General features: G+C 60.7%; 11 protein-coding genes. 10 read left to right on the forward strand and 1 reads right to left on the reverse strand.

Annotated elements, in window-relative coordinates; genetic code table 11:
• The 4 genes from XANALMUS060_RS22345 to XANALMUS060_RS17745 form a co-directional block, all read left to right on the forward strand.
• Nucleotides 1-225, forward strand: a 225-nt coding sequence (locus XANALMUS060_RS22345) for a hypothetical protein (protein WP_235430568.1), incomplete at its 5' end; no start/stop codon positions are given.
• A 271-nt stretch (nucleotides 226-496) separates the two neighbouring features.
• Nucleotides 497-1,366 carry a hypothetical protein gene (locus tag XANALMUS060_RS21480; RefSeq protein WP_200894077.1) on the forward strand — a complete coding sequence of 290 codons (870 nt, stop codon included), beginning with the start codon at nucleotides 497-499 and terminating at the stop codon, nucleotides 1,364-1,366.
• Nucleotides 1,363-2,643 carry a hypothetical protein gene (locus XANALMUS060_RS16055; RefSeq protein WP_152640560.1) on the forward strand — a complete coding sequence of 427 codons (1,281 nt, stop codon included), beginning with the start codon at nucleotides 1,363-1,365 and terminating at the stop codon, nucleotides 2,641-2,643. The genes XANALMUS060_RS21480 and XANALMUS060_RS16055 overlap by 4 nt, the downstream gene beginning before the upstream one ends.
• Nucleotides 2,621-3,325 carry a hypothetical protein gene (locus XANALMUS060_RS17745; protein ID WP_052688214.1) on the forward strand — a complete coding sequence of 235 codons (705 nt, stop codon included), beginning with the start codon at nucleotides 2,621-2,623 and terminating at the stop codon, nucleotides 3,323-3,325. Before XANALMUS060_RS16055 ends, XANALMUS060_RS17745 begins: the two co-directional genes overlap by 23 nt.
• Before the next feature lie 192 nt (nucleotides 3,326-3,517).
• Here the strand turns inward: XANALMUS060_RS17745 and XANALMUS060_RS17750 are convergent, their stop codons facing one another.
• Entirely contained in the window at nucleotides 3,518-3,703 is a 186-nt protein-coding gene (locus XANALMUS060_RS17750) for a hypothetical protein (RefSeq protein ID WP_152640561.1), read from the reverse strand.
• A gap of 500 nt (nucleotides 3,704-4,203) precedes the next feature.
• On the opposite strand from XANALMUS060_RS17750, the gene XANALMUS060_RS16065 reads away from it, so the two are divergent.
• From XANALMUS060_RS16065 to XANALMUS060_RS20185, 6 genes are all read left to right on the forward strand, one after another.
• Nucleotides 4,204-5,202, forward strand: coding sequence for a hypothetical protein (locus XANALMUS060_RS16065; RefSeq protein ID WP_152640562.1), 999 nt, complete (start codon nucleotides 4,204-4,206; stop codon nucleotides 5,200-5,202).
• A gap of 174 nt (nucleotides 5,203-5,376) precedes the next feature.
• Nucleotides 5,377-5,715 (forward strand): hypothetical protein, encoded by a 339-nt coding sequence (locus tag XANALMUS060_RS16075; protein ID WP_045739299.1) that lies wholly within the window; start codon nucleotides 5,377-5,379, stop codon nucleotides 5,713-5,715.
• A 102-nt stretch (nucleotides 5,716-5,817) separates the two neighbouring features.
• Nucleotides 5,818-6,987 carry a type IV secretory system conjugative DNA transfer family protein gene (locus XANALMUS060_RS17760; protein WP_052688217.1) on the forward strand — a complete coding sequence of 390 codons (1,170 nt, stop codon included), beginning with the start codon at nucleotides 5,818-5,820 and terminating at the stop codon, nucleotides 6,985-6,987.
• Nucleotides 6,944-7,258: a hypothetical protein gene (locus XANALMUS060_RS20180; RefSeq protein ID WP_161795453.1), complete on the forward strand. Its 315-nt coding sequence runs from the start codon at nucleotides 6,944-6,946 to the stop codon at nucleotides 7,256-7,258. Before XANALMUS060_RS17760 ends, XANALMUS060_RS20180 begins: the two co-directional genes overlap by 44 nt.
• Nucleotides 7,255-8,271, forward strand: a complete 1,017-nt coding sequence (locus XANALMUS060_RS16090) for a type IV secretory system conjugative DNA transfer family protein (protein WP_052688218.1) — start codon at nucleotides 7,255-7,257, stop codon at nucleotides 8,269-8,271. Before XANALMUS060_RS20180 ends, XANALMUS060_RS16090 begins: the two co-directional genes overlap by 4 nt.
• A gap of 4 nt (nucleotides 8,272-8,275) precedes the next feature.
• A complete protein-coding gene (locus XANALMUS060_RS20185) occupies nucleotides 8,276-8,854 on the forward strand; it encodes a hypothetical protein (RefSeq protein ID WP_152640564.1) in 579 nt (192 codons plus the stop codon).
• Nucleotides 8,855-9,309 lie beyond the last annotated feature (455 nt).

Consider the following 9,309-nt stretch of genomic DNA (forward strand, 5'->3'; position numbering starts at 1 on the left):
GTCGAGGCCATCGTCTCCAGAAACATCGAGGTGGGCGTCAGTCAATTGCTACGCGGCAAGCTGTCGGTGTCTTGGTCGGCGCAACGTGAGGCAATCGCGGCAGACCAACAAGGCCATCGAACCGCTGGCGCTGTAGGAAAAGTCTTACAAAACGACAGCCAGACTCCTGATATACAGGGCTTAGCAGTCACGAGAGACTATGTATGCCGGACGCGTTTGCCATGATGGCCGCTCATCTCGCGTGACGCTTGAGCAGCGTCAACCCGGCACCGCGCTATCGCGATCACGCCCTGGGCAGTAGGCTGTCTCTCTCCCTTCCCACAGGTGAAACCATGGCTGTGCGACTTCCGCTTGCCACGCCATCCCGCGCATCGCCCACGATTGTCCTGACTGCCGTGCCGGCCATGCGGCTGTGCGACCAATCTGGACTGGCCGCATGAAAGCACGATCCGCCCTGACGGCATTCCCCCTTTCTCCAAGGCTAAGGTAACGCGCGATGAGCCAGGACACCGACGATCACGACGATCACAGCGACAACCCCTATCGCCCGCGCAAACTCAAAGTGCGCGATCCGCTGCACGATCTGCAGCTCCTGCGCGATATGGCCATCATCAATGCGCGGGTGCGCGCCGAGCTGGGGCCACTGCCATCTGGCGGATTGCCGGTGGAACCCAAGCGTAAACCCGCGCCACTGCCGTACCCGCCTGCCGCCGCATCCGCCGCATACGCGACCCATTCCCCCGAGGACGACCCGATGAAACTGCACCGCCTTGCCGCCACCGCCATCATGCCGCTGGCCCTGACCACTGCGGGTTGCTCCAAAGGCATCGATGTCGGCAATGACGGCGCCACCGGTCATCTCAATCCGCACCCGGTCAAACGCTACGAAGTGATTGCCACCTCCCATGCGCCGGGGCCGTGGGATACGTTTGAGGGGGCCTACATCGGATATGACGTCATCAACCCGAAATGCGTGCCGATGATCCCGTTCATTGGCACGCAGCACATGCCCAATACCGGGCTCAATGTTCCCATGACACAGGTGGATGATCACACGTGGAAGGGATATTTTTATCGGGACGCTTTGCTGGACGAGGACTACTTCAAGCTCGGGGTGTGTCACTGGGATGTCACCAGCGTTAGCGCCAGTGCCATAGTGAAAGGTGTTAGGTTTGCCTGGAGCGGTGCGCTTGAAGAACTCCTGCGTGATAGTCCTGAGACAAGTTATTTTAAGAAGAGCGTGTACGGAGATCGTTCTTTCGCTACCTATGGCGCGCCAGATTTTGATCCTAGTGATCCTCAAGTACTTAAACAACCTGATGCCTATTTTCCAGTCACCATTGCTGTCAAGGAAGCCAAGCCATGAATTCTGCCGATCAAGAACGTGCCGACGCTGCCATTGATTCGTATGCCAATCGTCCACAAAGCGATGTTGAGAAGCATAAAAAAGTTTTTTTGAATGGATGCGAATACCAAGCCTTCGGCTACGCGAACGATATTGCCAGTGGTTTTCATGCCACGGCTTACCTCAATAGAAAAACGAAAGAAGTCATCATCGCCTACCGTGGCACCGACACGGATTTATTTACCGGTGAGACCAAGGCGGAAAAAGCAAGCCATGCGCTCACCACCCTCCAGGACATCGCCGTCGATGCCACGATGGTGCGCAACGCGGTCAACCCGCAAAAAGCCGCTGCCGATGCGTTCACCGCGCAGATGCTCGCCAAGGCAACTGCACGAGGCATCCCCAAAGACCACGTGACCGTCGCCGGCCACTCTCTCGGCGGCGCACTGGCGCAAATCGAGGCGGCCAAATACGGCCTGACTGGCTCCACCTACAACGCTTACGGCGCGCGAGGGCTGACCGATGGAACCCCGCAGCCCGGCTGCCACGTCACCAATTACCGTATGGCCGGCGATGTGGTGAGCGCCGCCAGTCCTCACGTCGGCAGCATGGTGTCGTTGGCCAGTCATGACGATGTGCAGAGTCTGCGCGCTGGCCGTTATCTGGATGCGCCCGTCGGCGCACCGCCTCCGAATGTGCTGATAGCAACGCGATGGGGGGACCACGGCGCTGCTCAGCACTTCGGCAGCCAAAGTCCCGACAACGTCCTGGCCCCGCAGCGGTTCAGTGAAGCGTCGCAGCGTTACGCGGACCATCAGAGTGCCTTCGAGCATTTCACCTGGGAGGTTGCTCACGAACGTGCCGAACTGTCCCAGGCGCTGCGCCAACTACGCGCACACCCTGACCAAACCCACCTGCCAGCGGATATCCAGCGGCAGGTGAACGAATACCTGGCGTTGAACTTCGACACGCCGCTGCGCGAGGGCATCGAACATAACGCATACGTACAGAGGAAAGCACGCGAGCTGCACGATGCCGGCGATGCCGCGCGCACGTTGGGCCATGCGGTACACGACATGGACGAGCGCATGGCCACGGTGGCGCATCGGGCGGGTATCGCGGCTTTCCCATCGAACCCCATGGGGGCGCTGACCGGTCTGGCGGTGGGCGAAGCGGCGCACTTGCACGGGCGCGCTGCCGATGGTTTGGGCCACTTCGTCGGCGATCAATTCGAGTCGGCCAAGCACGCCGTCGAACAGTCCTCACGTCGGCAGCATGGTGTCGTTGGCCAGTCATGACGATGTGCAGAGTCTGCGCGCTGGCCGTTATCTGGATGCGCCCGTCGGCGCACCGCCTCCGAATGTGCTGATAGCAACGCGATGGGGGGACCACGGCGCTGCTCAGCACTTCGGCAGCCAAAGTCCCGACAACGTCCTGGCCCCGCAGCGGTTCAGTGAAGCGTCGCAGCGTTACGCGGACCATCAGAGTGCCTTCGAGCATTTCACCTGGGAGGTTGCTCACGAACGTGCCGAACTGTCCCAGGCGCTGCGCCAACTACGCGCACACCCTGACCAAACCCACCTGCCAGCGGATATCCAGCGGCAGGTGAACGAATACCTGGCGTTGAACTTCGACACGCCGCTGCGCGAGGGCATCGAACATAACGCATACGTACAGAGGAAAGCACGCGAGCTGCACGATGCCGGCGATGCCGCGCGCACGTTGGGCCATGCGGTACACGACATGGACGAGCGCATGGCCACGGTGGCGCATCGGGCGGGTATCGCGGCTTTCCCATCGAACCCCATGGGGGCGCTGACCGGTCTGGCGGTGGGCGAAGCGGCGCACTTGCACGGGCGCGCTGCCGATGGTTTGGGCCACTTCGTCGGCGATCAATTCGAGTCGGCCAAGCACGCCGTCGAACAGAGAGAGTGCACACTATGTTGCCGACGCGGCGCAGCGGGCCATCCACGACCCTGACGTCCAGGCGGCAGGGACCAACGTCGTGAATCAGGCGGTCGATCTCTATCATGGTGCGCAGTCCGCCGCACATTCATCCGCCGGACAGGCCATTGGGCAAGCATACGACGCGACCAAGTACATCGTTTCGCCCGGCATCGATGTGGTCGAACACGCAGCCGGGCAAGCCTACGACACGCTGACGCATCCGGGTCAGTTGTTCCAGCACAGCCCGCAAGCCGAGTCCATCCCTCCCACAGCGACGAACGCGGATACGTCCTCCTCTTCATCTTCATCCTCATCCGCCGCCGCATCCGCCATGCCGCCCCAGGCCACCACGACCCTGACGTCCAGGCGGCAGGGACCAACGTCGTGAATCAGGCGGTCGATCTCTATCATGGTGCGCAGTCCGCCGCACATTCATCCGCCGGACAGGCCATTGGGCAAGCATACGACGCGACCAAGTACATCGTTTCGCCCGGCATCGATGTGGTCGAACACGCAGCCGGGCAAGCCTACGACACGCTGACGCATCCGGGTCAGTTGTTCCAGCACAGCCCGCAAGCCGAGTCCATCCCTCCCACAGCGACGAACGCGGATACGTCCTCCTCTTCATCTTCATCCTCATCCGCCGCCGCATCCGCCATGCCGCCCCAGGCCATGGATGGACAGGCACACGGGCCTGCAGGAAGACCATGCCGCCGAGCTGCGCCAGGAACACATACGACAGGCGCAGCAGCAGGCGCACCTGGCGCAAGTCCACCGGCAGACACAGCCGCCGCCTTCTCACAGCGCCCCTGTCCATGAAAAACCTGCCAGCGTGGACATGCAGGAACAGGCGCGGATCGCGCAACTGCAGCAGCAGCAGGAACAGCAAGCGCAGGCAGCGCGCGAGCAGCATGCGCCAGGAACACATACGACAGGCGCAGCAGCAGGCGCACCTGGCGCAAGTCCACCGGCAGACACAGCCGCCGCCTTCTCACAGCGCCCCTGTCCATGAAAAACCTGCCAGCGTGGACATGCAGGAACAGGCGCGGATCGCGCAACTGCAGCAGCAGCAGGAACAGCAAGCGCAGGCAGCGCGCGAGCAGCAACACCGCCTCGCGCAGCAACATGCCCAGTTGCACCGTCAAACCATGGATGCGCAGCAACGCGAACACGAACAGCGCCACAGCCAAGACACCCGGTCGCATCAGCACGAACAGCGCCAAGCTGGCGAGGCGATGTTGTACACCCCGCCGACGCGCACACCGCGTTCGGATGAGCATCTCCAAGACTTCCGTCACCCGGACCACCCGCTCCACCCACGCTATACCCTGTTCAAGGACGCCCTCGCGCAGTCCCACGACGTGCCCAGGAATGGCGACAAATTACCCTACGGCCCGGAGCAGCAGGAGCGACTGGCTGCCGCGTTCACCAATACTTTGGGCATCGATAAGAATTTCGAACACAGCATCAAGGGCTTCAAACAACACGAAGGCCAATTGCTGGCCTACGAAAATCCGTTCTCGGTGTACGAGAAAAGTAAGGTGCTGCGGATCGATCCGCAGCAGGCGTTAGCGCAATCGCCCGAGCAGCATGCCGCGAACTGGCGGGCACGCGAAGCGACCCATGCACCTGCGCCGCCAAGCCGCGCCATCGCCCCCGTGGCGATCACCGCCGAGGATATGCGCCATCCGGCGCACGCGAGTCATGCGCTGTTCGGCCAGGCGCGCGATGCCATCGCCGATGCGCATGACTGGCTGCCGCGTTCACCAATACTTTGGGCATCGATAAGAATTTCGAACACAGCATCAAGGGCTTCAAACAACACGAAGGCCAATTGCTGGCCTACGAAAATCCGTTCTCGGTGTACGAGAAAAGTAAGGTGCTGCGGATCGATCCGCAGCAGGCGTTAGCGCAATCGCCCGAGCAGCATGCCGCGAACTGGCGGGCACGCGAAGCGACCCATGCACCTGCGCCGCCAAGCCGCGCCATCGCCCCCGTGGCGATCACCGCCGAGGATATGCGCCATCCGGCGCACGCGAGTCATGCGCTGTTCGGCCAGGCGCGCGATGCCATCGCCGATGCGCATGAACGCTGGGGTCGTCCGTCCGGTGCCGGATGCGGAGCAGTTGGACCGTCATGCGGCACAAGTGGTCGTGGAGACGCGCAAGTTTGGTCATACCGAAGTTGAGAAGATCTACCTGGGGATGCCACAGGGCCACGCGACCCAGGTACCGAATTACCTGGCGAAATCCCACGGACAGCTATGGGCGCAGGTCAATGCACCGCAACTGACGCAAGCGCCGGACGTGGCCCAGGCCAGCCAGCAATTGCAGAGCGTGGAACAGCAGCGGCTCGCCGAGCAGGCGATGCAGGCCCAGCGCGCGGCGCAGATGCAAGGGCAGGGCATGGTCATGAAGCTGTAGGCGGCAACCGTAGACCATCCAGACACACCGCATGGACGACCATGCGCTAAGCCGCATTTCTCACACCCGATTTCTACCGATTCCCCAAGGAAGAGTCCCCCGATGAATTCGCGTACCAAAGCCATTACCGCTGTCATCGCGTTGCTACCCGTTGCCATCGCTGGGCTGTATCTGTCTGGCTTTTTGGTGCTGACTCTGCTCGGAGAACACGCACAGGTCCAACTACTGACCTATTGGCGCTATTGGCAGGTGGTGGATCAACCCGCGTGGCATCCGTATGCCATGAAAATCAAGCTGTCGGGTATCTGCGGCTTCGGCTTGCCTGTCATGCTCTACCTCATCATGGTGTATGCCATGCTGCGGACGAAGGCGCGGGAGTTGTATGGCAATGCGCGCTGGGCGCGTAGCGGCGATCTGTCCCGGCACGATGTGCTGAAGGACGATCCGCGTGGATTGATTGCCTGCCGCTTCGGCCGCCGCTTCATCCGCATCCAGTCCAAGCACTTGTTGTTGGCGGCCAGTACCCGTGGCGGCAAGGGCGTGAGCGTGGTCATTCCGAATTTGTTGGCATGGCTGGAGTCGGCGGTGATCCTGGACGTCAAGCGCGAGGCATGGGAAAAAACCGCTGGCCAGCGCGCCAAATACGGCCAGGTGTATCTGTTCGATCCGTTTAGCGACGACGGTAGTACGCACCGTTGGAAAATCAAGCTGTCGGGTATCTGCGGCTTCGGCTTGCCTGTCATGCTCTACCTCATCATGGTGTATGCCATGCTGCGGACGAAGGCGCGGGAGTTGTATGGCAATGCGCGCTGGGCGCGTAGCGGCGATCTGTCCCGGCACGATGTGCTGAAGGACGATCCGCGTGGATTGATTGCCTGCCGCTTCGGCCGCCGCTTCATCCGCATCCAGTCCAAGCACTTGTTGTTGGCGGCCAGTACCCGTGGCGGCAAGGGCGTGAGCGTGGTCATTCCGAATTTGTTGGCATGGCTGGAGTCGGCGGTGATCCTGGACGTCAAGCGCGAGGCATGGGAAAAAACCGCTGGCCAGCGCGCCAAATACGGCCAGGTGTATCTGTTCGATCCGTTTAGCGACGACGGTAGTACGCACCGTTGGAATCCGCTGGGCTATGTGCGCCTGGACCCGAACCATCGTAACGGCGACATCGTCGCCTGCCATCGCCGCCACGCTGTACAAGGAGATGAGCGGCGAGAATCCGTTCTGGCCGGCAATGGGCCGCAAGACCTTTGTGGCTGCCTGCGAATGCCTGTTTGACGATTATGTTTCCAAGAAGGAGACTGGATTTGAAACGGGCTTGCCCACACTTGGGGGCGTCTATCGGCTGCTCGCCGGCGCACACCTCAAACCCGGTCAGTCGATGCAGCACTACCTGGGCGAGCTACTCAGCCAGCCCACGCTCGGCACGCATGCGCGGACCGGTCTGAACAACCTGGTCGGCCTGGCTCCTGAGACGTTCACGTCCGCCATCGAAACGGCGCTGGCACCGCTGAATATTTTATCGCCGCCACGCTGTACAAGGAGATGAGCGGCGAGAATCCGTTCTGGCCGGCAATGGGCCGCAAGACCTTTGTGGCTGCCTGCGAATGCCTGTTTGACGATTATGTTTCCAAGAAGGAGACTGGATTTGAAACGGGCTTGCCCACACTTGGGGGCGTCTATCGGCTGCTCGCCGGCGCACACCTCAAACCCGGTCAGTCGATGCAGCACTACCTGGGCGAGCTACTCAGCCAGCCCACGCTCGGCACGCATGCGCGGACCGGTCTGAACAACCTGGTCGGCCTGGCTCCTGAGACGTTCACGTCCGCCATCGAAACGGCGCTGGCACCGCTGAATATTTTTAGTAACCCGATTGTGGATGCGGCGACCAGTGCAAACGATTTTGACCTGAGCAAGTTGCGCAAGACCATCCAGTCGATCTACGTGGGCGTCAGTCCGGCCAAGCTGATCGAAGCCAAAGGGGTGTTGAATCTGTTCTTCGAACAGGCGATCAAACTCAATGGTCGCGAGTTGCCCGAACACAACCCAGAGTTGAAATACCAGTGCATGTTCATGCTCGATGAGTTCACCGCGCTGGGCCGCGTGGAGATCGTCCCGGTGGCCGTGGGCTGGGTCGCTGGTTATGGCATCCGCATTGTGATCGTGATCCAGTCGATTGCGCAGTTGGAATCAGTCTATGGTGCCGACACAGCGCGCGGCCTGATTACCAATCTCGGCGTGCGGATCGTGTTTACTCCACGAGAACAGCGCGATGCTGAGGAATACTCGAAGATGCTGGGCGAGACCACGGTGCGCCGTCGGCAGCGCACGCAATCCTACGGCCAAGGCAACAGCCACAGCTATACCGAGGTGCTGGATCGGCGTCCGTTGATGAATCCGGATGAGGTCAAGGGACTGGCACCGGAGAAAGCCATCGTGTTCATCGAGGGGGTTGGCTATCCGATCCTGGCGGACAAGATCTTTTACTACAAGGACAGCTACTTCAAGCCGCTGCTGCTGAAAGCACCGCATGTGCCCCGACTCGCGCTGGGCGGGGCGTAATCGCGTGAGGTTTTTCGGTCGAGGGCGTTCTGACCTAAGCCAGCGCCTGGATGTACTGGAAAAGGCGCTGCTCGATCACAAGAAGAGCATCCACTTCCTGGAAGGCCAGCGCATCCGCACGGTGCGTCAGTTCGCAGCGATGCAATCGCTGGTGGAGTCGCTGATACGCACACATCCGCGACCGGACATGATGCTGCGTTGGTGGAATCACGAAGTCCCAAAACTGATCGATGAGGTCGGTCGAGGGCGTTCTGACCTAAGCCAGCGCCTGGATGTACTGGAAAAGGCGCTGCTCGATCACAAGAAGAGCATCCACTTCCTGGAAGGCCAGCGCATCCGCACGGTGCGTCAGTTCGCAGCGATGCAATCGCTGGTGGAGTCGCTGATACGCACACATCCGCGACCGGACATGATGCTGCGTTGGTGGAATCACGAAGTCCCAAAACTGATCGATGAGGTCAGCCAGCGAGGTGCCCGACGATATCGACGCCGAACATCAATTGGAGGCGCTTGCCTGGCAGGGGATGGTGAAGCGCTATACCCGAACATCAATTGGAGGCGCTTGCCTGGCAGGGGATGGTGAAGCGCTATACCTACCTGATCGAGGCGGCGGCAGATTTTTATGCGCAACACCATGAAGGTGAAGGCTGAAGCGGCAGCACCGCATCGCTTGATGACTGCGATACGCAGTGAATGTCAACGCCGATTTAAATCTGACCTACTTTCCGTCGGATCGCCGAAGTGACACACCCCCTAAATAATGGCCCTGGAATCGGGTAGGAGGGCAGCTAGACCCTACTAGCAGTTCTGGGTCCTCATAATTTTCCCAATAGGAACGGCAGGAGCAGCCTGACATCATCGCCCGCAGATAGCTCTTTTGGCGCATCGAGTGGGAACATGTACCGTGAGGACGATGATGTGAGCGCTAGCTTGTTCCGCAACGAGGTCTATGAGAACAGGCGTAGCCAGCTGGTCGGTTCCATATCCCTGCGGTCTCCACGGATTGGATGGGTTTTCGTGGTGTTTAGTGCGTGCGCT

The sequence above is a fragment of the Xanthomonas sp. MUS 060 genome, assembly GCF_000963215.1.
Taxonomy (GTDB): domain Bacteria; phylum Pseudomonadota; class Gammaproteobacteria; order Xanthomonadales; family Xanthomonadaceae; genus Xanthomonas_A.